We start from the raw sequence: 20,718 nt of genomic DNA, 5'->3' as shown, positions 1-20,718 counted from the left end.
GCGGCAAGCTAAACGCTTAACGCCTCGCTTGCCGCAAGTAGTCATTCAATTACTTCGCTTCCGAAATCAGACGCTCACCTTTCACCACGGCATCCTCAATGGTACCCACCAAGTTGAAGGCAGCCTCGGGGAGGTGGTCGTACGTACCATCGATAATAGCGTTGAAGCCTTTGATGGTATCCTTGATGTCAACCAGCACGCCGGCGAGGCCCGTGAACTGCTCGGCTACGAAGAAGGGCTGCGACAGGAAGCGCTGTACCCGACGGGCGCGCGTTACGGTCAGCTTGTCTTCTTCGCTCAGCTCGTCCATCCCCAGGATGGCGATGATGTCCTGCAGTTCTTTGTAGCGCTGCAGAATCTCTTTCACGCGCTGGGCCGTGTTGTAGTGCTCGTCGCCGAGAACTTCAATCGACAGAATGCGCGAAGTAGAGTCCAGTGGGTCAACGGCGGGATAAATGCCTAGCTCAGCAATTTTGCGGCTCAGTACCGTGGTGGCATCCAAGTGAGCAAAGGTGTTGGCCGGAGCAGGGTCAGTCAAGTCATCGGCAGGTACATATACGGCCTGTACCGACGTGATGGAACCACGCTTGGTAGAGGTAATCCGCTCCTGCATGGCGCCCATTTCGGTAGCCAGCGTAGGCTGGTAACCTACAGCCGACGGCATCCGGCCCAACAGAGCCGATACTTCCGAGCCGGCCTGCGTGAAGCGAAAAATGTTGTCGATGAAGAACAGAATGTCGCGGCCGGCACCAGTGCCGTCGCCGTCGCGGAAGTTCTCGGCAATCGTCAGACCCGACAGGGCTACGCGGGCGCGGGCTCCGGGGGGCTCGTTCATCTGGCCAAACACCAGCGTTGCCTGCGACTTGAGCAGCTCGTTCTGGTCCACCTTGGTGAGGTCCCAGCCACCGGCTTCCATCGAGTGTTTGAACTCGTCGCCGTACTTAATGATGTCCGACTCTATGAATTCGCGCAGCAAGTCATTGCCTTCGCGGGTACGCTCGCCCACGCCAGCAAATACCGACAGACCAGCGTATGCTTTGGCGATATTGTTCACCAGCTCCATGATGAGTACGGTTTTGCCTACCCCGGCACCACCGAACAAACCAATTTTGCCACCCTTTACATACGGAGCGAGCAAGTCAATTACTTTGATACCCGTAAACAGGATTTCCGACGACGTGGCCAGGTCCTCGAAGGGTGGCGGCTGCCGGTGAATCGGTAGCGGACCGTCGCTCTTGGGCTGCGGAATGCCGTCGATGGCGTAGCCAATTACGTTGAACAAACGTCCTTTCACGCCTTCGCCGGTAGGCATCGACATGGGAGCCCCCAAATTGCGCACTATCGCGCCACGGGTCAGACCTTCGGTCGAGTCCATGGCGATGGTACGCACACGGTCTTCACCGAGGTGTTGCTGGCACTCCAGGACGACTACCTGGCCGTTGTCTTTCGTGACTTCGAGTGCGTCGAGGATATTGGGGAGCGTAGAGCCTTCACCCGCGAAGCTCACGTCCACAACGGGACCGATTACCTGGGTGATTTTACCGTTATTCGCCATTGCGAGTCTTTATAGTAGATGGGTGCAACGTTTTCAGGGTGCAAAACTACGGCTTAATCCCGGCTTTGCCAAAGACCCGCCGGAGGAAAGTTCGGGCCTTTTTTTCACTGCCAATCCCACCTGATTATCAGCTCATAAGCCTAAAAAACGGCTATTTCATCCTACAGACCCAGGCATTGGCCTAAAAAATATTTGCCGGAAAATTTGCCTTGAATCTTTACCGTAGTACATTTGCACACCCAAACGGCATACCGACACCAGTCGCCGCTTGGATATTGTCCGATGGTGTAACCGGCAACACGCTTGATTTTGATTCAAGAGAGTCCAGGTTCGAGCCCTGGTCGGACAACCGACTAACTACCGCGAAAGGCGCTGATTCTTCCCCCCGGAAGAGCCAGCGCCTTTCGCTTTTTTATTCTCCTCCGTCTTCTTTCGCCTTCTTCCCCTCCCCCATGGCTCAGCTGGTTAAAATCTTTGCAGGAAACGCGTCTCCTGAACTCGGTAAGCAGATTGCCGAAGCCTACGGCACCCAACTCGGAGACTTGAGCATTCAGCGCTTCGCTGACATGGAGCTCGGTCCCAGCTTCAATGAGAGCGTGCGGGGCTGCGCCGTATTTCTGATTCAGAGCACCAACCCACCAGCCGAAAACCTGATGGAGCTCATGCTGATGGTGGATGCCGCCAAGCGTGCCTCTGCCGCCTCAGTAACGGTGGTAATGCCCTACTACGGCTACGCCCGCCAGGACCGCAAAGACAAGCCCCGCGTGAGCATCGGGGCCAAAGTGGTGGCCGACATCATTCAGAGCGTGGGTACCGACCGCCTGATGACCTGCGACCTGCACGCGGGTCAGATTCAGGGTTTCTTTGACATTCCCGTCGATCATCTGGATGGGGCGACCGTGCTGGCTCCCTACATTCAGTCGCTGAACCTCGACGACCTCATTTTCGCTTCGCCCGACGTGGGCGGCGTGGTACGGACCCGGGGCTTTGCCAAGAAGTTCGGGGCCGAAATCGTAGTCTGCGACAAGATGCGCCTGCGGGCCAACGAAATTGCCTCCATGCAGGTCATCGGCGACGTGACGGGCATGAACGTGGTGCTGGTAGACGACATTGTGGACACGGCCGGCACCATCTGCAAAGCTGCCGAGCTACTGATGGAGCGCGGAGCCAAATCGGTACGGGCCGTGATTACGCACGCCGTGCTGAGCGGCCCGGCCCACGAGCGAATCCGCAATTCGGCCTTGCAGGAATTAATTGTGACGGATACAATTGCTTTGCGCGAGGAGAACCCTAAAATCAAGGTTATTTCGCTGGCGCACCTATTTGCCAGCGCCATTCGCAACGTGGTAACCCACGAGTCCATTAGCTCGCTGTTTGTGTGACATGCCCGGATATAAGCCTTTGGCCTTATAATACTGCTTTATAAGGCCAAAGGCTTATATTTGGACATGCTACATGCCATATTAACCGGAGATATAATCGATTCCAGCAGTCTGGATGCCACGAGCCGCTCAGCATCTATTAAAGGTTGGCTGCAACAAGCATTATCCGAATATCCTTTTGAGCTTAGCCGCGGTGACACTTTTCAACTCAGAACGCCGCCGGAAGATGCTTTGCGCGTTGGCATTGACATTCGAGCCGTGCTACGAGGACAACGTATTGGGAAAAGATACCAGCCCGATGCTAGAATTAGCATCGGTATCGGTACCATTGAGTTTGATGATATAACTATTGCTACATCTACAGGCAGTGCTTTTGAACATTCAGGCCGAGGATTAGAAATCTTAAAGGGGCAGATTGGGCAAATTCAGCTTTCCTCTGACTATACAGCTGTGAATTCAGCCTGCAATGCCTGTTTTGCATTATTGGAATGGATTGTTCAGCATTGGTCTGTATCGCAGGCCAGAGCAGTTCATTACGCGCTCAATAACCATACACAACGGAGCATAGCAGAACACGAAAAGGTGTCTCAACCCGCTATTCAACAGCGTTTAAAAGCAGCTGGATGGCCAGCCATAGAGGAATTACTACTGTACTATAGCTTAGCCGTACAACAACTACCATAATGATATCTCTCATACCGTACGCTTGTGCCATAGCAGCGTATTTCTTAGTTACGCTGCCTATTGGCCTACTCATTGGTCGTATGACCAAAGGGTGGCGCAAGAAACTTGACAAGGATGCTGCCTTAAAATGGGCCGGAACATGGATAGGGTACTTGGAGCGCATTATTATTCTCACATTCGTACTGCACGATCAATACGAGGCAATTGGGCTACTCATTGCCGCTAAATCATTACTCCGATTTCGTGACACCGATGATGCGCGACCACAAACAGAGTATGTATTGATTGGTACTTTAGCCAGCGTAGCAGGAGCATTGATTGTGGGGGAATTATTCAAATTATTGGTGGCAGCTATGAAATAGCGGCCTACTATGCCTATCTTTGCGGCCCGTTTTGGGCTGGTTGTCAGCTTGGCCGGAAAACCACATTTACTTTTTCTTCAAAACACAAGCTTATGAAAAGCCTCGAGATTGTAGGGTTTAAAAGAGCGAATCTCGGTAAGAAGGATGCGAAAGCACTGCGTCTTGACTCGTATGTTCCGTGCGTCTTGTACGGTGGCGACGAGCAGGTGCACTTCTCGGCTCCGGCCATCCTCTTCCGCGAATTGCTATACACGCCCGAAGCCCACATCGTAGATGTGAACGTAGAAGGCACCATGTACCGCGCTATCGTGCAGGACGCACAGTTCCACCCCGTGAACGAAATGCTGCTGCACGTCGATTTCCTGTTGCTGCAGGAAGGCAAGGAAGTGAAGATGGACATTCCCGTAAAATACATCGGCGTGTCGCCGGGGGTATTAGCCGGTGGTAAGCTGGTGAGCAAGCTGCGCAAGGTGAAGGTGAAGGCACTGCCCGAAAACCTACCCGATTTCGTAGAAGTGAACATCTCGGACCTCGAGTTGGGCAAGTCGATCAAAGTTGGTAAAGTAGAGCCCAACAACTACATCATCCTGACCAACGCGGCGGCCCCAATTGCTACGGTAGCTATTCCACGTGCCCTGAAAGGCACGCTGAACGCCGACAAGTAACATTTCTCCGCCTCGGCGGTACGCATCGGAAATCCTGTCCTGCTTCGGCGGGGCAGGATTTCTTGTGTTAAAACCTCGTATTTCGCGTTATGAAGTTTCTCGTCATGGCCTTAGGCAACATAGGCCCCGAATACGCCGACACCCGTCACAACATTGGCTTCATGGTAGCCGATTACCTGGCGGCCAAGCATGATGCGCGCTTTGAGCTGAAGCGCCATGCTTTCGTGGCCGAAATCAAGCACAAAGGCAAAACGCTGGTGCTCGTGAAGCCCACTACCTATATGAACCTAAGTGGCAAAGCCGCCGCGCACTACCTGACCAGCGAAAAGATTGAGAAAGAGCAGATGGTCGTCGTAACCGACGATCTGGCCCTACCCTACGGCAGGCTCCGGCTCAAGGGCAAAGGCTCGGCGGGCGGCCACAACGGATTGAAGCACATTCAGGAAACGTTGGCTACGGACGAATACGCGCGCCTGCGCTTTGGCGTAGACGCCAACTTTCCGAAAGGCCGGCAGGTCGATTATGTGCTGAACCCGTTTTCGGCCGACGAAAAGATTGATTTGCAGGCGCGGATTGAAAAAGCCGCCGACGCCGTGTTGGCGTTTGCGACAATTGGACTGGAGCGCGCCATGAATGTGGTCAACGTGAAGGAGTAAACCCCTGTCATTGCTAGGAGGCACGATGCAGCAATCTATTCTCTGAAATGTGGTGAGCCTTTCAAATCAAAAAGCCCCAACGACTACCATAGACGTTGGGGCTTTTTGATTTAGAACATGGCAAGTATTAGCAGCAAAACAACAATGAGAGTGATGACTGCTCCTGCGTTGTAGTCCATATCCTCTGCTATGAGCGTTTTATATGGAATTTTTCCTCGGTGAAGAAGCCAGCGGATTCTAGCCCCTGGATACGAAAACAAAAAAGTCAGCACAAGATTAATACCTGTTTCCACCGAGTTATTCGCAATGACGATTATTTCCTTACGCTACGTGGCTGCCGGGCAGCACCGCCTGGCCGGGCTGCATAAGGTGTAGTGAGCCATCGGCATTTTCGGCCAGCAGCAGCATGCCCTGCGACTGAATGCCTTTGATTTCACGCGGTGCCAGGTTTAGCAGCACCAATACCTGCTGTCCAATCAGCGCTTCAGGAATAAAATGCTCGGCGATACCGCTGACAATGGTGCGCTGGTCGAGGCCGGTATCGACGGTAAGCTTGAGCAGCTTTTTGGTTTTGGCTACTTTTTCAGCGGCTATCACAGTACCGACGCGCAGGTCCATGCGGCCGAAATCGTCGAAGCTGATGTCTTCTTTGGTGGGCGCGACGGTTGCATTGGCCAATTCATTGGCTTTCTTCGTGTCCAGCAATTTCTGCACCTGTGCTTCTACCGTAGCATCTTCTATTTTATCGAAGAGCAGCGCAGCCGCACCAATCTGCTGGCCGGTCGACAGCGCATCGGGACGGCCAGCAGTTTGCCAGCTGCCTTTTTCGAGGTGCAGCATGTCGCCCAATTTGGCGGCAGAAACGGGCAGAAAAGGCTCCATCAGGGTCACCAGACCGGCGGCCAGCTGCAGGGCCACGTGCAGCACCGTGCCTGTTCGGGCCTCGTCGGTTTTGATTAGTTTCCAAGGCTCGGTTTCGGCCAGATACTTATTGCCGGCGCGGGTCAGATTCATCAGCTCATGTAGCGCGTCGCGGAAACGGTACGCGTCAATTAGCTCGCCGATGCGCTGCGGAAACTCGGCTAGTTGGATCAGAACTTCTTGGTCGATAGGCTGCAACTCGCCGTTAATAGCCGGCACTTTTCCGTCGAAGAATTTGTGCGTCAGAACCACGGCCCGGTTCACGAAATTACCCAGATTGGCGACCAGCTCATTGTTGTTGCGCGCCTGAAAATCCTTCCAAGTAAAGTCGTTGTCCTTATTCTCCGGGGCGTTGGCACACAATACGTAACGCAGCACGTCGGCTTTGCCAGGGAAATCCTGCAAATATTCGTGCAGCCACACCGCCCAGTTGCGCGAAGTAGATATTTTGTCGCCTTCGAGATTCAAAAATTCGTTGGCGGGTACATTATCGGGCAAAATATAGTCGCCATGCGCTTTGAGCATGGCGGGAAATATGATGCAATGAAATACGATATTATCCTTCCCGATAAAGTGCACCAGCTTGGTACCACTATCTTTCCAATACGTTTCCCAGGTATCGGGCAGCAAGTCTTTGGTGGCAGAAATATAGCCAATGGGCGCGTCGAACCACACGTACAGCACTTTTCCTTCGGCACCGGCTACCGGCACAGGCACACCCCAATCCAAGTCGCGGGTGACGGCGCGGGGCTGCAGGCCCTGGTCAATCCAGGATTTGCACTGGCCATACACATTGGCTTTCCAATCTGCTTTGTGGCCTTCCACAATCCACTCACGCAGCCAGGGCTCGTACTGATCGAGGGGCAAATACCAGTGCTTGGTTTCGCGCAACACGGGCTGATTGCCACTGAGCATGCTACGCGGCGAAATTAACTCCGTCGGGCTCAACGACGAGCCGCATTTTTCGCACTGGTCGCCATACGCATTGTCGTTGCCACAGTTTGGGCAAGTGCCTACGATGTAGCGGTCAGCCAGAAATTGCTCGGCTTTTTCGTCGTAGTACTGCTGCGAAGTCTGCTCAATAAATTTCCCTTCCTCGTGCAGTTTTTTGAAAAAGCCGCTGGCTACTTCACTGTGCGTTTGGGAAGAGGTGCGCGAGTAAATATCGAAGGAGACGCCAAAGTCGGCGAAGGAGTTGCGGATGATGGCGTGATATTTATCAACTATCTGCTGCGGGGTGACCCCTTCCTTCTGCGCCCGAATGGTAATGGGTACTCCATGTTCGTCGGAACCGCAAATAAACTTAACATCGCGCCCGGCGGCCCGCAGATAACGCACATAGATATCGGCGGGCAAATAAACGCCCGCTAAATGACCGATGTGCACGGGACCATTAGCGTAGGGCAGAGCGGCAGTTACGGTATATCTTTGAGGATCAGGCTGCATGGCAAAAGAAAAGTCAGAAAACAGATGAAGGCAAAAGCGTTTTTCAAGCAGAGAAATTCGCCTATTTATGCACAAAGAAACAAGGAATTAAAAGTATTATCGGGCCAAGAAAACCTTAACTCAGCATGGCAGGTAAATACTTCTATATTTGACCACAACAGCGCCGCAAAACGACGGCTTTTCTGTTACCTCCTTTCACTTACCCCGCCGCCCCATGAAAAAGTCCGCCCAGGATTCGTCCGAAAAGTCTGAGAAAAAGTCTGAGAAGAAGACGAAGAAAGATCCCGCACAAAAAGCGCAGCGCAAAGCCGACAAAGCCGCTTTGAGTGCCTCCTCAACTCTTACCGACGCGCGAGCTGAAAAGAAGGCCACGCAGAAAAAATCGTTGAAGTCAGCAGCAAAGCAGTTGCAGAAGGAATTGGACCTGCGCATGAAAGAAGTGGTGCAGCGCATCCGCAAAGAAACGAAAGCCAAGCTAAAGGAAGTGGTAAAAGATGCGACCAAGCGTCTGGACGTCGACACCGAGCGCATGTTTGAGCAGGCACTACATACCATAGTCCGCCACTACGATGGAGCCGCTTCGGTTGCCGCTTCTGATAGCATATCGACCACTACCAGCGAGGGAGCCAAGGCCGCCACGACGACGGCCAGCCCGCGGGTGCGGAACTCCAAAAGCGTGACTTTCAACAAGGACGGCAGCCCCCGCAAGCCCCGCACGACTGCCTCGGAAGCAGCTCCGGCAGCACCCGCTGCGGCGGCGAACCGCAAACCAGCACCGGCTGCCACTACCGCCAGCCGGGTCCGGAAGCCAACTCCCCGCCCCGCCGCCGCCGCCGCTACGGACGCGCCCGACAACGCCGCTAGCTAATACCGTTCAACTGTATTGATTGAGCTTTTGTACGAACGGGTCTGCTCTTCTTCCGGAAGGGCAGGCCCGTTTAGCTAAGGCAGGCGGCGGGTAGTATCCAAAGGTGTGGTATTCAGGCGGCGTAGTCGGGTTTCGGTAGGAGTGTTATTCGGGTCGTTGGTATTGATATTCTCAATGCGCTTGCGGGCATTGCTCCCACTAGCCTGTTCCCGCACTTCTACCCGGCCGGGCGTGGCATCGGGCACCGAGCCGCCGTAGCCCCCGTTACTATTGTAAGCTGCCTGGCGGTCGGCATCAGTGCGGATGGCACCGGGCAGTGGAGCCCGGTCTACTTCGGCGCTGCTTTCCTGGCTGGCGGTGCAGGAAGCCAGCCAAATGCCGCCTGCAAACAGCGCTACTCGCCCAAGGGTGACTATAGAAGGGTACGACATGACGAAAAAGTTAAGACAGCCCGGTAGCGGGCTGTCTTTCGTTCAACGGGCAGTAGTGGCAGGAAGTTAGCTTGCCTGAGCAACTGGCACCGCCGAACTCATAGTCTGCCGGATACCGTCCCAGAGCGCCGCGCGGGCCTGCATACAACGGGCAGCCACCTCGCGGCATTCCTCCCACTGCTGAGCATCATCGCCGCACAGCTCCCGCACCATTTGCTCGGCTAGGGGCGTGTGCACCTCTTCGTCGAGCTGAATGTGACGGTTGAGATAGTAAAGAAATGTTTCGAGCTGGCCCGGAAAGCGCTGGCCCAAATCAGCTACTAGATGGCGGAACATGTCCGGAATTACGTCTTCGCGACCGAAAGTGAAAGCCGCCGCCACGGCGTAAGCTTTGCCGGTGTTGATAACATTGAACGTGCTTAATACGAACTGTTGCACGGCATACGGCACATTGGCCTGCAGCAGGGCCATTTCCACCGATTCACCGACTGACAGCGCATCCAAGAGCTTGCGGATGGGCTGCGTGTCAGCGCCGCACTCTTCCATAGCCCGCAGGTACAACTCGAAATGGCTGGCGGGCTGGCCATACTGATCTACGTCGGTTTCCTCCTCCAGCACAATTTCGTTGATGAGGCGGCGGGTGGCCGGGTTGCCGCGCGGCACCCACGGCACTGTTACGCAGGTCAGGTCGCGCTGCAGGCACTTGAGCAGCGACATGAAGTCCCAGACGGCAAATACGTGGCATTGCATAAACTGGCGCAAATCTTCCAGGGACTGAATGCTCTGGTACACGTTGTGGGCTACTAGCTTGGCGCGGGCCGGGGCCAGCTGCTGCTGCAAAGTGCGGATCGGATCGACGGAAGTCATAGGCAGGTAGGGTATGTAAAACCGGTGAATGAAGCGACGTGACGCTGCGTAAGGTTGGCGCTTCAACATAACAGCCCGCCGACGGAATCGGCGGGCTGTTATGTTGAAGCGCCAACTACCAGGCGCATTATTTTTTCTTTTCGAAAACCATGGCGTCCGAGTCCATGCAATAGCGCTGGCCGGTGGGCTTGGGGCCATCGTTGAAGACGTGGCCCAGATGGCCACCGCACTGCGCGCACACGATTTCGTCGCGACTCATGCCATGCGTATCGTCGGCGGTTACTTTCAGACTGGCTTCGGTAGCCGGGGCCCAGAAGCTCGGCCAGCCCGTGCCCGACTCAAACTTTGTTGCGGATGAAAACAGCAGGTTGTGGTCGGCGGCACAGTAGTAGTTACCGACTTCGTGGTTATCGAAATACTTGTTGTTGAATGGCTGCTCGGTGCCTTGTTCCCGCAGAATAAAGTACTGAGCGGGCGTGAGCTGGGCTTTCCACTGGGCGTCGGTTTTGCGTACCGGATACTCGTCGGGCTTGTGAGTCACGGTTTTAGGCTTGGGGTATTCCGTGGCCGACGCCGTGGGCTGCGTGGGAGCCTGTGGCTTTTCGGCCGCCAGGCTCTGGCGTTTCTGGGAGCAGGCAGAGCCCAGCGTGAGCGAGGATAAAAGCAGAATTAGGAAGGAAGTGCGCATGAGGGAAAATTAAGAACAAATAGGGCCACGATACTACGATGAGCAGTGCCGCTGCTTGCAGCAACATACGCGGTGGGCCTTCGGTTCGGATTAGGTAAGGGCGTGCCTTTCAGCCAGAATCAGCTAACATTTTGGTAACCCGGCCATTTACGATTAGAAATGCCTACCTTTGCACCCGCAAAACCATCTGTATGCAGAACATTCGGAACATCGCAATTATTGCGCACGTTGACCACGGCAAGACTACGCTCGTGGACAAAATCATTCATGCCTCGAAGCTTTTCGACGAGCACCAGCACTTCGACGACCTGATCCTGGACAACAACGATCTGGAGCGCGAGCGGGGCATTACCATCGTTTCCAAGAACGTATCGGTTCGCTATAAGGACGTTAAAATCAACATCATCGACACACCTGGTCACGCCGACTTCGGCGGCGAGGTGGAACGGGTGCTGAAGATGGCCGACGGCGTATTGCTACTCGTCGATGCCTTCGAAGGCGCCATGCCCCAGACGCGCTTCGTGTTGGGCAAAGCCATTGACCTGGGCCTGAAGCCTATCGTGGTGGTAAACAAGGTGGACAAGGAAAACTGCCGGCCCGACGAGGTGTACGAGCAGGTTTTTGACCTCATGTTCAACCTCGGCGCGTCGGAAGATCAGCTCGACTTCGTGACACTGTACGGCTCCAGCAAGCAAGGCTGGATGAGCACCGACTGGAAAGAAAAAACCGACAACATCATTCCGCTGCTCGACGCGGTGGTGGCTTCTATTCCGCCCGCTCCTACCCTCGACGGCACGCCCCAGATGCAGGTTACTTCGCTCGACTACTCGTCGTTCGTGGGCCGTATCGCCATTGGCCGCGTGCACCGCGGCACGCTGAAGGAAGGTGCCAACATGAGCCTGGTGAAGCGGGACGGCACCATCAAGAAAGTAAAGATTAAAGAACTGCAGGTATTTGAAGGTCTGGGCCGCAACAAGGTGACGGAGGTTAGCTCGGGCGAAATCTGCGCCGTAACCGGCATCGAAGGCTTCGACATCGGCGACACCATTGCTGACGCAGAGAATCCGGAAGGATTGGCCGTTATCAGCATCGACGAGCCGACGATGAACATGCTGTTCACCATCAACAACTCGCCGTTCTTCGGCAAGGAAGGCAAGTTCGTGACTTCGCGTCACCTGCGTGACCGTCTGTTTAAGGAAACGGAGAAAAACCTGGCCTTGCGCGTGAAGGAAACCGATAAGGAAGACACGTTCCTCGTGTATGGCCGCGGTATTCTTCACCTGTCGGTACTCATCGAGACCATGCGTCGCGAAGGCTTCGAACTGCAGGTAGGCCAGCCCCAGGTACTGTTCCGCGAAGATGACAACGGCCACCGTCTGGAGCCGATTGAGCACCTCGTGGTGGACGTACCGGAGGAAACTGCCGGTAAGGTTATCGAGCTGGTGACGATGCGCAAAGGCGAGCTGACCATCATGGAGCCGAAAGGCGACTTGCAGCACCTGGAGTTCAACATTCCGGCCCGGGGCCTGATCGGCTTGCGGAACAATGTGCTGACGGCCACCGCTGGTGAGGCTATCATGAACCACCGCTTCTCGGCCTACGAGGCTTACAAAGGCGTAATTCCCGGTCGTATTTCCGGCTCGCTGATTTCGATGGATACCGGTGCCGGCACCGCCTACACCATCGACAAGATGCAGGACCGCGGTGAGTTCTTCGTTGATCCGGGTGAGGAAGTATACGCTGGCCAGGTTATCGGTGAGCATACCCGCCCCAACGACTTGACCATCAACATCCAGAAAGGCAAGAAGCTGACGAACATGCGTGCCTCGGGTACCGACGACAACGCCAAGATTGTTCCGAAGCGTCAGTTCTCGCTGGAAGAAGCCATGGAATACATCCAGAAGGATGAATACCTGGAAGTAACGCCGAAGTCGGTGCGGATGCGTAAGATCCTGCTCGACGAAAACGAGCGTCTGCGCTCGGCCAAGAAGATTGACTAGATTGTAGTCAGCTAAGTTGAAAAGGGGTGCGGCCGATGGTCGCGCCCCTTTTTTGTGCTCTCCAACATTCGGGCGGGCGTATTCGCCAGGTTTCCTGTTGTAGGAGCACCGGCTGCTTCCAGCAACTATTCTACCCTCCACTTCGCGTCATTCCAAGTCTGTGCCCGCTATGTCCTCTGCTCCCGCTTTCCGCAAATTTCACTTGATGCGGCAGCGCTGGAGCCAGCTGCTCTTCGCCCACTGGCCCATAGATCCGGCGTTGCTACGGCCCTATCTGCCGGCGCGGCTGGAGCTGGATTTGTTTGAAGGGCAAGCGTGGCTGGGCGTGGTGCCGTTTACGATGAGCCACATCCGGCCGCTGGGCCTGCCCGCCGTGCCAGGCCTAAATCGCCTGCACGAGTTGAACGTGCGAACCTACGCGCGGCTGGATGGCGTGCCGGGCGTGTGGTTTCTCTCGCTCGATGCCACGCAGCCGCTGGGCGTATGGGCCGCCCGCACGCTCTTTCACCTTCCCTATCTGCACGCCCGCATCAGCCTGACCCAAACCGGCGACACGCTCCGCGCTACAGCCGAGCGCACGCACCGCGGCGCGGCTCCTGCCACGTTTGTCGCCTCCTGGACGCCGGGCGACGTGCTGCCGCCCGCCCAGCCAGGCTCATTGCAGCATTTCCTGACGGAACGCTACATCTTGTACACAGCCGGAGCCAATCTGCAGCAAGCTGTGCGTGGCACTGCGTTGTGGCGGGGACGGCTGTTTCACGCCCCTTGGGCGCTACGACAGGCGATGCTCACCGAATGGGACTCGACGCTGGTTGAAAGCCACGGCTTACCGACCCCCACCGGCCCACCCCTGCTCTATGCCGCTGACGCGCTGGACGTGTGGGTGCAGGAGCTGCGGCGAATATAGCGGCGCGGACACTGCATAAACTCGACTCGGAAATTCAGCCCTATTACTTGTACTTTTAGATCGTAGACTTGTTCCTGAATAAAGCGAAACACAAAAAGGCCGTCATGCTGAGCTTGTCGAAGCATCTCTACCGCAGTGGTACTTAGCATTGCGGTAGAGATGCTTCGACAAGCTCAGCATGACAGCCGAATGTTAGCATCGGTTCCTAATTCAGGAACAAGTCTCGTAGGTAATTTCTCGGTAGCCTGCGAGCAGAACTACGATAGTCCACATTCGGCCTAAGAAAATGCGTATGCGCACTCTATTACCCATTTGGCGCTGTTTGGCAGCTACTGCTAGTCTGTTTTGGGTGCAGGCTGGGCAAGCTCAGCACATCGTGGCCAATCAGACGACCGGCGCTGTTTACACAGATCTTTCTCCCGACAAAGTGCTTACGGCATAACGGGCGGGGCCTACTACGGTGCTGAACTCGTTGGATCTTGATGATGGCCGCCTTGATTTACAGTTGAATGCTTATGTGAGCATGGCGTCGTTTCCGAGCGATGCCGAAGCCCGTGTGCAACCTCTGCACGATGACGTGGCCATTTATACCAGCTCCCGGACGCCAATGATTGCCCGCTTCGGCGTTGGGGATACCATTCAGCAACGCATTGCTCAGCCTGCTGCTCCGGCTACCTCGCCGCTATGGGCCAGCACTATATATCCTTACGAAAATTCCTGGCTGGTTCGGAGAGGGGTGTGCAAAGCTTTGGGGCCTGGCTTGATGGTCAGGATGGTTACCTGGGCGTGCGGTTGCGCACCAATGACGTATGGCGCTATGGCTGGGTTCGAGTGCAGGTAGCCAGTGTCGCCACCGATCAGCTAACCATTATCGTCAAGGACTGCGCCTTGCCCAACACTGTGCTGGGGAAGCAGTCGGCCCGCGCTACTGGCTGGCAGATTTATCCTGTGCCGGCCACCGACCAGGTGTTGGTACTGGCCCCGGCAACGGCTGGCCCGGGCCATATCACCATCAGTGATGCCTGTGGGCGGCGGCACGTAGCGGCTGTACTGGCCGGTCCTCGTCAATCCCTTGACCTATCCGGGTTAGCAGCCGGAGTGTATGTGTTGAGGACAGCAACGCCGACTGGGAGCTTCACGCAACGCATTACCAAGCAGTAGCTACCGCCGCACTTCAAACTCCCGGTAGCCCTGCACCGCGCCCGTCGTTACGTGCAGACTTGCTACCCGGGCGGCCGGCGGCCCGGTGCGGCACCACGTTTCCAACTCATCAAGAGCAGTGGCAGCCCCCTCGGCTTCGATGGTAACCGTGCCATCGGCATTGTTGCGAGCATAGCCGGTCAGGCCTAGTCGCTGGGCCTCAATGTGGGCACTCTGGCGAAAAAACACGCCCTGCACCCGGCCCTGAACGTGAAATGTGCGATGTTGCGGCATGGCAGTAATACAAGAAGTGATGCAAGACTTCCGAGGCATCGTACGGTCAGCCGGTCGCGCCGCTGTTGCGGCAGCCACTTTTCTCTGCTATACTACCCTGCTCAAGCAGCACTAGCTCACCTAACTGCACCCGTCATTCTTCCCAGTCAAATAGCCGGCAACTATGACTCCTTCCACCCCCGAAGTGCTGTATTGGCTTATGATACTACTCCCTATAGTGGCTACAGCAGTGGCGCTGCGGGCAGGCGGATGGCTACGACGGCTGTATGTGGGCGCGGCGCGGCTACTGCTGGGGGCTCTGATGCTAGGTGGCGGACTTTACAAACTCTCTGACAACCACATTTACGGTCTGATGGGGCCGCCCATGGACCATGCGTTTCTGGCCAAGCATGATCTGGAAATCTTTGGGCAGTTTGTAGGAGTAGCTCAACTGCTTATTGGCTTGCTGCTGCTTACAGGGCGTTTTGCGCTGGCCGGAGCATTGATGCTCGTACCTATGTGGCTGGGAATCATCATGCTCGTGTGGTCGCAGCACTGGGTCGGTACGCCTTACCTTACGACGGGCTTTCTTGTTCTCACCCTCGGCCTGCTCCTGCACGATTACCAGCGGCTAAAATATATTATTTACCCACCGGCAAACCCGGAAATCATTCGGGCGCAGCCCCTGCAAACAGGGCCGCTGGGGGCCGAAGTCAGCTGGTGGCTGGGGGCCGCCACTGTGGTGGGCGGGAGTCTGCTCTACCCCATTTCGCTGCGAGTGATGGAGGGCACCATGCTGGCCGGCCTAGTGTTGTTGCTGGGTGCGACCGGGTGGCTCTGGCGATGCAAGCAGGCCGCCCGCCCGCCTGGCTCGGTTACCGCCGCGTAGACTATTGCCGCTAGCTGCGCTGCCGCACCGCCTCGAAGGTGAGCACGGCAGTGGCAATGCTGACGTTGAGCGAGTCGATGTAGCCGCGCATCGGGATGATGATGGTGTCGGAGCAGGCCTGGCGCAGCTCGGGTGTGAGGCCATCGGCTTCGGTGCCCATCACGAAAGCGGTGGGGCCACGAAAATCGTAATCGGTGTAGGGGCGGGCTTCGGGCGTGAGGGCAGCGGCGTAGGTGCGGATGCCGTGGGCAGCGCACCAGGCCAGCACTTCGTCGCGGGAGCTGGCCACGGTGGGCACCGTGAATATGCAGCCGATGCTGGACCGAATGGCGTTGGGATTATATAAGTCGGTGCGCGGGTCGCAGACGATGACGGCATCAACCTTAGCAGCATCGGCGGTGCGTAGCACCGCGCCCAGGTTGCCGGGCTTCTCAACAGCCTCCAGAATCAGGAGCAATGGGTTGGCGGGTAGCTTTAGGGTATCGAGCCGGCGCTGGGGCGGGCGGGCCAGGGCCAGAATACCGTCGGAGCCTTCGCGGTAGGCTACCCGCTCAAAGACCGCCTTCGACACTTCGAACCACTCTACCTGCGGCCCCAGCGTGGCCAGCAGCTCCTGCTGCCGGGCGTCGCCGGCCAACTCGGAGCAAATAAACAGGCTCCGGATATCGATGCCCGCCTGGTGGGCAATAGTTAGCTCGCGGTGGCCCTCAATGATGGTGAGTTGCTGCTCGCGGCGCTCAGAGGCTTTTTGCTGCAGACGCAGCAGGTTTTTGATGCGAGGATTCTGCGGACTGGTAATTGGGTCGGCGGCGGGCATAGGCACAAGTAAGCAAAGACGAGCACGAAGGTAAGCAGGACACGGCGGTGCACCCGGTTCTGCTAGGGCATGTGCGGCGAAGCCCGTAGGTTTGTGCTCTATGCGTCTAAATCTCAATACGAAAATACGGCTGGGCTTTGCCGTGGCCGCCGGCGTGCTGCTGCTCACGGCCATAGCCTCCTTTCTGAGCATTCGGCAGCTGGCCGAGCAAACCCGGCAAGTGGAGCATACTTACCGCGTGGTCCAGGAAGCCGAGCAGATGACGTCCAGGGTCCGGGATGCGGAGTCACGCGTGCGGGGCTTCCTGCTGACGGCCGACACGTCCTATTTACAGACGTATAGTACATCGCAGCGCGAAGTGGAGGCAAGCTTCGACCGGCTGGACCGCATGATGGCCGACAACCCCAGGCAGCTGCTGCGCCTGGACTCGATGCGGACGTTGGTACAGCAGAAGTTTCGCAACATGCAGATTCTCATTACCCCCCAGCGGGCCTTGACCATTTCTTCCGTCAATACTATTCTGGACACGGGCCGGCTCACGATGCGGGCCATTTATGCGCAGTTTGAACGCATCAAAGCCAATGAGCTCCAGCTGCTGGCCGAGCGCAACCGGTTGCAAAACGTGTTCGAAACCATTACGCCCATTACCATCATCGCTTCGGCCACGCTGGCGATTCTGATTACGCTGTGGCTATTTCAAAAAATATCGAGTGAAATAGCCGCTAATGAGCGCTTGCAGCAGCAGCTGGCGGCGAACACCCAAGCCACGTCCCAGCGTATTCAGATCATCGAAAACCTAGCCATGCAGGTCGTGCAGGGCGATTATAAGGTCAAGATTAAGGATAAGGAAAAAGATGGTCTGGGCAATCTGGCCACGTCGCTCAACCACATGACCCAAACGCTGGACGACACGTTTGGCGCCCTGCAGAACCGCAACAAAGAGCTGGACCAGTTCGCCTACGTAGCCTCGCACGACCTGAAAGCGCCCTTGCGGGGCGTGACTACCATCGTGAAGTGGATTGAGGATGAGCTGGCCACGGAGCTTTCGGAGCAAATGCGGCAATACCTGAGCATGATGAAAGGCCGCCTGACCCGCCTCGAAGACCTTATCAATGGCCTGCTGGCATATGCCCGGGTGGGGCGCACGGAACAGAAACAGGAAGAGGTGCAGGTGCGCCAGCTGGTGGAGGAAGTAAGTGAAATGGTAGTGCCGCCCGAGTTTCAGGTGGTGTTTCCCACCTCCCTGCCCGTGCTGCTCACCGACCGGCTGAGCCTGCAGCAGGTATTCACCAACCTGCTCAGCAACGCCGTCAAATACCACCATCGGGGGCAGGGCACTATCACGGTGAGCTGCGCGGAAGCCAAAAAGGAGTACGAATTCACGGTGGCCGACGACGGGCCCGGCATTGCCCGCGAGTACCACGAAAAGATCTTTCTGCTGTTCCAGACCCTGCGTGACCGAAACACGGCCGAAAGCACGGGCATTGGCCTCAGCATCGTGAAGAAGATCCTGGACGAACAGAAGGGCAGCATCCGGGTGGCGTCGGAGCCGGGCCAGGGCACGGCATTTATTTTCACCTGGCCCAAGGTTTCCGTTACCGAAAGAGCAATCTAGGCGCTAGCTTGCAGTGCTTGCGGCGGCCCCGGGTGCTCCCATTGCTTTTGTATTTCTGATTTCCCCCGCGTATGCGTTCTGTTTTATTGGTAGAAGATGACTTTTTTGACACGATGACCGTGCAGAAAGCCTTCGAAAAATTTAGTATTCAGCACAAGCTCTACACCGCCTTCAACGGCCTGGAAGCCCTGGACTTGCTGCTGGGCCAAAACGGGGCGGAGCCTATCCGGCCCCTACCGGAGGTTATTCTGCTGGATTTGAACATGCCCAAGATGAACGGGCACGAATTTCTGCTGGAACTGCGCAGTCACGCCGAGCTCAGCGAAATTCCGGTATTCATCACCACCACCTCCGCCATGGACATCGACCGGCTGCGCACCCAGAATATGGGCATCAGCGGCTATATCCTGAAGCCCGTGGATTTTGAAAGCGGCAATGATATGGTCGACAGTATCAGCTTGCTAGAGCAGCTGCTGAAATAAGATTCGGTAGCTAGCAACCCGGCACAAGGCCGCTGTCGGAGTTCCAACGCCTCCGGGCAGCGGCTTTTTGTGCAGACACGATCTGCAAGCCGGCGGCTGCAACCTGCAGGCCCTACAACCGCCTCTTCGGGAATGAAAGCCGGATCATTACTGAGCGGTTGGCCCAGTCTAGCCGCCCAACATGCGGCAGAGGAAGGCCGCCGGTTTATACCCAAATTACGTGCTCTTCGCTGCTGACCGAAGGGATTTTACTTCTGCTCATGACTTTTCGCTTCCGTTTTTTGCTGCTTTTCTTCAGCGTGGCCAGCCCCGCGCTGGTACGGGCCCAGGATGCGCCCCGCCAACTGAACACGCTGCCCACGATGGCCGACTCCGCCCGGCGCCAGTCGCAGCCAGCGCCACAGACCCAACGGCAGCCGGCACCGCCGCCGCCAGTGGTTGAAACGACCAAGTTTGCGGTGGGGCTCAAAAACGGCACCGTGTACAAGGCATATGACGTGAGCGTGAAGCAGCCGCTGTTTGGCCGCTCATATCTGTTGCTCAACGACCAGCGGCGCATAGATATGGGCGAAGTGGGCTTTTACGAAGATGAAACCGGGCACTACGTCCGGACGGTGCTGCCGCGCTCCAAGCGCGAAACCACGCTCCGCCGCGACCGGGCCGGGCGCTTGAGTCTGTATTCGGCAATTACCACCCAATACACGGGCGGCGGCTACAGCCCCTACGGCTATGGTGGACGCTACGGCGGGTTTGGCGCCCCCATGTACCGCACCGTCAAGACGGAATATTTCAGCAAGGACAACGGCCCGGTACAGGACCTGAATGTGCGTAACCTGAGCATCGCCACGGCCGACAATGCGGGCAGCAGCGCCCTGCTGATGGAGGGCCGCAAGTACCAGACCTACACCACCTTGAGCTACGTAGCCGCCGCCGGCGTGTTGGCAGCCGGCCTGTTTGCCACGTTCGGCACGCAGCAGTCGGATCGGGCTATTTCACCTCTTGTGTATGCTGGTATTCCGTTGGCTATTCTGCCCATTGTGCTGGGCAGCAAGCAGCAGCAGAACATCAAGCAGGCTATTTCGCTCTACAACCGGGGCGCAGAGTAGCTCCGGGGGCGGCAACCCAGCGGGCCAGCGGGCGTAAGGCCAGAAGTGGAAAACTCTGTCTCTGTCTGCTCCGATTTTGACGCCTGTCAAGCCCGGGTGCTACATGCGCACGAGTTGTTGTGCGCCGAATACGGCGCGCCGTTTCGCTTTTTCAGCACCAAAGATGCCCTCAGCGAGCTAATCAGCGCCCTGCTTTCGCACCGCACCCGAAACCAGGATTCGCACCGCGCCTACCAGCAGCTGCGAGCCGCGTTTCCGACTTGGGAAGCCGTGCGCGACGCTCCGACGCCCGCGGTAGAGCAGGCCATCAGCGCCTGTACCTGGCCCGAGCAGAAAGCGCCCCGCTTGCAGGCCGTGCTACGGGAAATCAGCACCCGGTGCGGCGGCCCCTGCGACCTGTCGTTTTTGGCCGATATGTCGGTGGCGGAGGCGCGGACCTGGCTGGAGTCGATTTCGGGTGTGGGGCCCAAAACCAGCGCCGCAACGTTGCTCTTCAGCTCGCTCCGCATTCCGGCCATGCCCGTCGACAGCCACCATCACCGGGTGGCGCAGCGGTTGGGGTTGATTTCGGCCAAAACCGGCCCCGAAGCGGCCCATGCCAAGCTGGAAGCCCTGCTCCCACCCGATTGGGACGCTCAACAGGTGTACGACCACCACGAGGCATTCATGTTTCACGGCCAGAAATGCTGCTACTTCCACACGCCCGCCTGCGGCCGCTGCGTGCTACTAGCGCAGTGTCCGTTTGGGCAAGCGCGCCTGGGCCGCCAGCCACCTGCGGCCGCGCCTTCTTCGGCACCGACGGCGTAGTGGAACGCCCTAGCGACTCAGTGCTACGCGTTCTGCGTCTCGGAATCAGGTTGTGCAAAGAAGCGTACTTATGTCTCATCTTCGGACGATTTGCCTGACATCTCACCACACAACGGTGGGACGCACCCATGCGCTTCTACGCCTTTCTTAACAGTTC

The 20,718-nt window shown here is 56.9% G+C and carries 21 protein-coding genes and 1 tRNA gene; 15 read left to right on the top strand and 7 right to left on the bottom strand.

The window, feature by feature from the left end:
* Nucleotides 1-49: 49 nt before the first annotated feature.
* On the bottom strand, nt 50-1,555 hold the full coding sequence (gene atpD, locus E5J99_RS06930) for a F0F1 ATP synthase subunit beta (RefSeq protein WP_135496996.1): 1,506 nt from the start codon (nt 1,553-1,555) through the stop codon (nt 50-52).
* A gap of 276 nt (nt 1,556-1,831) precedes the next feature.
* Here atpD and E5J99_RS06925 point away from each other — a divergent pair.
* From E5J99_RS06925 to pth, 6 genes are all read left to right on the top strand, one after another.
* A tRNA-Gln gene (locus E5J99_RS06925) sits at nt 1,832-1,904 on the top strand.
* A gap of 103 nt (nt 1,905-2,007) precedes the next feature.
* Nucleotides 2,008-2,937 (top strand): ribose-phosphate pyrophosphokinase, encoded by a 930-nt coding sequence (locus E5J99_RS06920; RefSeq protein WP_135496995.1) that lies wholly within the window; start codon nt 2,008-2,010, stop codon nt 2,935-2,937.
* A 66-nt stretch (nt 2,938-3,003) separates the two neighbouring features.
* Complete coding sequence (locus tag E5J99_RS06915) at nt 3,004-3,621, top strand: hypothetical protein (RefSeq protein ID WP_135496994.1); 618 nt, start codon at nt 3,004-3,006, stop codon at nt 3,619-3,621.
* Between the two features lie 80 nt (nt 3,622-3,701).
* The gene (locus E5J99_RS06910; RefSeq protein ID WP_135496993.1) at nt 3,702-3,983 is read left to right on the top strand and encodes a hypothetical protein; all 282 of its coding nucleotides are present in this window, start codon (nt 3,702-3,704) and stop codon (nt 3,981-3,983) included.
* A gap of 92 nt (nt 3,984-4,075) precedes the next feature.
* Nucleotides 4,076-4,648: a 50S ribosomal protein L25/general stress protein Ctc gene (locus E5J99_RS06905; RefSeq protein ID WP_135496992.1), complete on the top strand. Its 573-nt coding sequence runs from the start codon at nt 4,076-4,078 to the stop codon at nt 4,646-4,648.
* An 89-nt stretch (nt 4,649-4,737) separates the two neighbouring features.
* Nucleotides 4,738-5,304: an aminoacyl-tRNA hydrolase gene (gene pth, locus E5J99_RS06900; protein ID WP_135496991.1), complete on the top strand. Its 567-nt coding sequence runs from the start codon at nt 4,738-4,740 to the stop codon at nt 5,302-5,304.
* A gap of 321 nt (nt 5,305-5,625) precedes the next feature.
* Here pth and metG read toward each other — a convergent pair whose 3' ends face one another.
* Nucleotides 5,626-7,671 (bottom strand): methionine--tRNA ligase, encoded by a 2,046-nt coding sequence (metG, locus tag E5J99_RS06895; protein ID WP_135496990.1) that lies wholly within the window; start codon nt 7,669-7,671, stop codon nt 5,626-5,628.
* Between the two features lie 214 nt (nt 7,672-7,885).
* Between metG and E5J99_RS06890 the strand changes: the two genes are divergently transcribed.
* Entirely contained in the window at nt 7,886-8,539 is a 654-nt protein-coding gene (locus E5J99_RS06890) for a hypothetical protein (RefSeq protein ID WP_135496989.1), read from the top strand.
* A gap of 74 nt (nt 8,540-8,613) precedes the next feature.
* Here the strand turns inward: E5J99_RS06890 and E5J99_RS06885 are convergent, their stop codons facing one another.
* From E5J99_RS06885 to msrB, 3 genes are all read right to left on the bottom strand, one after another.
* The gene (locus E5J99_RS06885) at nt 8,614-8,970 is read right to left on the bottom strand and encodes a hypothetical protein (protein WP_135496988.1); all 357 of its coding nucleotides are present in this window, start codon (nt 8,968-8,970) and stop codon (nt 8,614-8,616) included.
* 66 nt (nt 8,971-9,036) lie between these two features.
* On the bottom strand, nt 9,037-9,837 hold the full coding sequence (locus E5J99_RS06880; RefSeq protein WP_135496987.1) for a DUF3050 domain-containing protein: 801 nt from the start codon (nt 9,835-9,837) through the stop codon (nt 9,037-9,039).
* Between the two features lie 127 nt (nt 9,838-9,964).
* Nucleotides 9,965-10,525 carry a peptide-methionine (R)-S-oxide reductase MsrB gene (msrB, locus tag E5J99_RS06875; protein ID WP_135496986.1) on the bottom strand — a complete coding sequence of 187 codons (561 nt, stop codon included), beginning with the start codon at nt 10,523-10,525 and terminating at the stop codon, nt 9,965-9,967.
* Between the two features lie 191 nt (nt 10,526-10,716).
* On the opposite strand from msrB, the gene typA reads away from it, so the two are divergent.
* The 3 genes from typA (at nt 10,717) to E5J99_RS06860 (ending at nt 14,593) form a co-directional block, all read left to right on the top strand.
* Nucleotides 10,717-12,525 (top strand): translational GTPase TypA, encoded by a 1,809-nt coding sequence (typA, locus tag E5J99_RS06870; RefSeq protein ID WP_135496985.1) that lies wholly within the window; start codon nt 10,717-10,719, stop codon nt 12,523-12,525.
* Nucleotides 12,526-12,694: 169 nt separating this feature from the next.
* Nucleotides 12,695-13,432, top strand: a complete 738-nt coding sequence (locus E5J99_RS06865) for a YqjF family protein (RefSeq protein WP_135496984.1) — start codon at nt 12,695-12,697, stop codon at nt 13,430-13,432.
* Between the two features lie 684 nt (nt 13,433-14,116).
* Complete coding sequence (locus tag E5J99_RS06860) at nt 14,117-14,593, top strand: T9SS type A sorting domain-containing protein (RefSeq protein WP_135496983.1); 477 nt, start codon at nt 14,117-14,119, stop codon at nt 14,591-14,593.
* Here the strand turns inward: E5J99_RS06860 and E5J99_RS06855 are convergent, their stop codons facing one another.
* Nucleotides 14,594-14,866 carry an acylphosphatase gene (locus tag E5J99_RS06855; RefSeq protein ID WP_135496982.1) on the bottom strand — a complete coding sequence of 91 codons (273 nt, stop codon included), beginning with the start codon at nt 14,864-14,866 and terminating at the stop codon, nt 14,594-14,596. It abuts the gene before it with no gap.
* A 163-nt stretch (nt 14,867-15,029) separates the two neighbouring features.
* On the opposite strand from E5J99_RS06855, the gene E5J99_RS06850 reads away from it, so the two are divergent.
* The gene (locus tag E5J99_RS06850; RefSeq protein WP_135496981.1) at nt 15,030-15,734 is read left to right on the top strand and encodes a DoxX family membrane protein; all 705 of its coding nucleotides are present in this window, start codon (nt 15,030-15,032) and stop codon (nt 15,732-15,734) included.
* A gap of 10 nt (nt 15,735-15,744) precedes the next feature.
* Here the strand turns inward: E5J99_RS06850 and E5J99_RS06845 are convergent, their stop codons facing one another.
* Nucleotides 15,745-16,551: a TrmH family RNA methyltransferase gene (locus E5J99_RS06845; RefSeq protein WP_135496980.1), complete on the bottom strand. Its 807-nt coding sequence runs from the start codon at nt 16,549-16,551 to the stop codon at nt 15,745-15,747.
* 100 nt (nt 16,552-16,651) lie between these two features.
* Here E5J99_RS06845 and E5J99_RS06840 point away from each other — a divergent pair, with 100 nt between their 5' ends.
* The 4 genes from E5J99_RS06840 (at nt 16,652) to E5J99_RS06825 (ending at nt 20,561) form a co-directional block, all read left to right on the top strand.
* A complete protein-coding gene (locus tag E5J99_RS06840; RefSeq protein ID WP_135496979.1) occupies nt 16,652-18,166 on the top strand; it encodes a sensor histidine kinase in 1,515 nt (504 codons plus the stop codon).
* A gap of 71 nt (nt 18,167-18,237) precedes the next feature.
* The gene (locus E5J99_RS06835) at nt 18,238-18,648 is read left to right on the top strand and encodes a response regulator (protein WP_135496978.1); all 411 of its coding nucleotides are present in this window, start codon (nt 18,238-18,240) and stop codon (nt 18,646-18,648) included.
* A 260-nt stretch (nt 18,649-18,908) separates the two neighbouring features.
* Nucleotides 18,909-19,754: a hypothetical protein gene (locus E5J99_RS06830; protein WP_135496977.1), complete on the top strand. Its 846-nt coding sequence runs from the start codon at nt 18,909-18,911 to the stop codon at nt 19,752-19,754.
* 45 nt (nt 19,755-19,799) lie between these two features.
* Nucleotides 19,800-20,561, top strand: a complete 762-nt coding sequence (locus E5J99_RS06825; RefSeq protein WP_245318754.1) for an endonuclease III domain-containing protein — start codon at nt 19,800-19,802, stop codon at nt 20,559-20,561.
* Nucleotides 20,562-20,718 lie beyond the last annotated feature (157 nt).

This window comes from Hymenobacter elongatus, assembly GCF_004745955.1.
GTDB classification, from domain to species: Bacteria; Bacteroidota; Bacteroidia; order Cytophagales; family Hymenobacteraceae; genus Hymenobacter; species Hymenobacter elongatus.
Note: the sequence above shows the minus strand (reverse complement) of the source record. Positions and strands in the feature narration are given on the sequence as shown.

Coding starts and splice junctions, on each gene's coding strand:
- atpD (WP_135496996.1), bottom strand. CDS start 1,555: ATGGCGAATAACGGTAAAATCACCCAGGTAATCGGTCCCGTTGTGGAC.
- E5J99_RS06920 (WP_135496995.1), top strand. CDS start 2,008: ATGGCTCAGCTGGTTAAAATCTTTGCAGGAAACGCGTCTCCTGAACTC.
- E5J99_RS06915 (WP_135496994.1), top strand. CDS start 3,004: ATGCTACATGCCATATTAACCGGAGATATAATCGATTCCAGCAGTCTG.
- E5J99_RS06910 (WP_135496993.1), top strand. CDS start 3,702: ATGACCAAAGGGTGGCGCAAGAAACTTGACAAGGATGCTGCCTTAAAA.
- E5J99_RS06905 (WP_135496992.1), top strand. CDS start 4,076: ATGAAAAGCCTCGAGATTGTAGGGTTTAAAAGAGCGAATCTCGGTAAG.
- pth (WP_135496991.1), top strand. CDS start 4,738: ATGAAGTTTCTCGTCATGGCCTTAGGCAACATAGGCCCCGAATACGCC.
- metG (WP_135496990.1), bottom strand. CDS start 7,671: ATGCAGCCTGATCCTCAAAGATATACCGTAACTGCCGCTCTGCCCTAC.
- E5J99_RS06890 (WP_135496989.1), top strand. CDS start 7,886: ATGAAAAAGTCCGCCCAGGATTCGTCCGAAAAGTCTGAGAAAAAGTCT.
- E5J99_RS06885 (WP_135496988.1), bottom strand. CDS start 8,970: ATGTCGTACCCTTCTATAGTCACCCTTGGGCGAGTAGCGCTGTTTGCA.
- E5J99_RS06880 (WP_135496987.1), bottom strand. CDS start 9,837: ATGACTTCCGTCGATCCGATCCGCACTTTGCAGCAGCAGCTGGCCCCG.
- msrB (WP_135496986.1), bottom strand. CDS start 10,525: ATGCGCACTTCCTTCCTAATTCTGCTTTTATCCTCGCTCACGCTGGGC.
- typA (WP_135496985.1), top strand. CDS start 10,717: ATGCAGAACATTCGGAACATCGCAATTATTGCGCACGTTGACCACGGC.
- E5J99_RS06865 (WP_135496984.1), top strand. CDS start 12,695: ATGTCCTCTGCTCCCGCTTTCCGCAAATTTCACTTGATGCGGCAGCGC.
- E5J99_RS06860 (WP_135496983.1), top strand. CDS start 14,117: ATGGGCCAGCACTATATATCCTTACGAAAATTCCTGGCTGGTTCGGAG.
- E5J99_RS06855 (WP_135496982.1), bottom strand. CDS start 14,866: ATGCCGCAACATCGCACATTTCACGTTCAGGGCCGGGTGCAGGGCGTG.
- E5J99_RS06850 (WP_135496981.1), top strand. CDS start 15,030: ATGACTCCTTCCACCCCCGAAGTGCTGTATTGGCTTATGATACTACTC.
- E5J99_RS06845 (WP_135496980.1), bottom strand. CDS start 16,551: ATGCCCGCCGCCGACCCAATTACCAGTCCGCAGAATCCTCGCATCAAA.
- E5J99_RS06840 (WP_135496979.1), top strand. CDS start 16,652: ATGCGTCTAAATCTCAATACGAAAATACGGCTGGGCTTTGCCGTGGCC.
- E5J99_RS06835 (WP_135496978.1), top strand. CDS start 18,238: ATGCGTTCTGTTTTATTGGTAGAAGATGACTTTTTTGACACGATGACC.
- E5J99_RS06830 (WP_135496977.1), top strand. CDS start 18,909: ATGACTTTTCGCTTCCGTTTTTTGCTGCTTTTCTTCAGCGTGGCCAGC.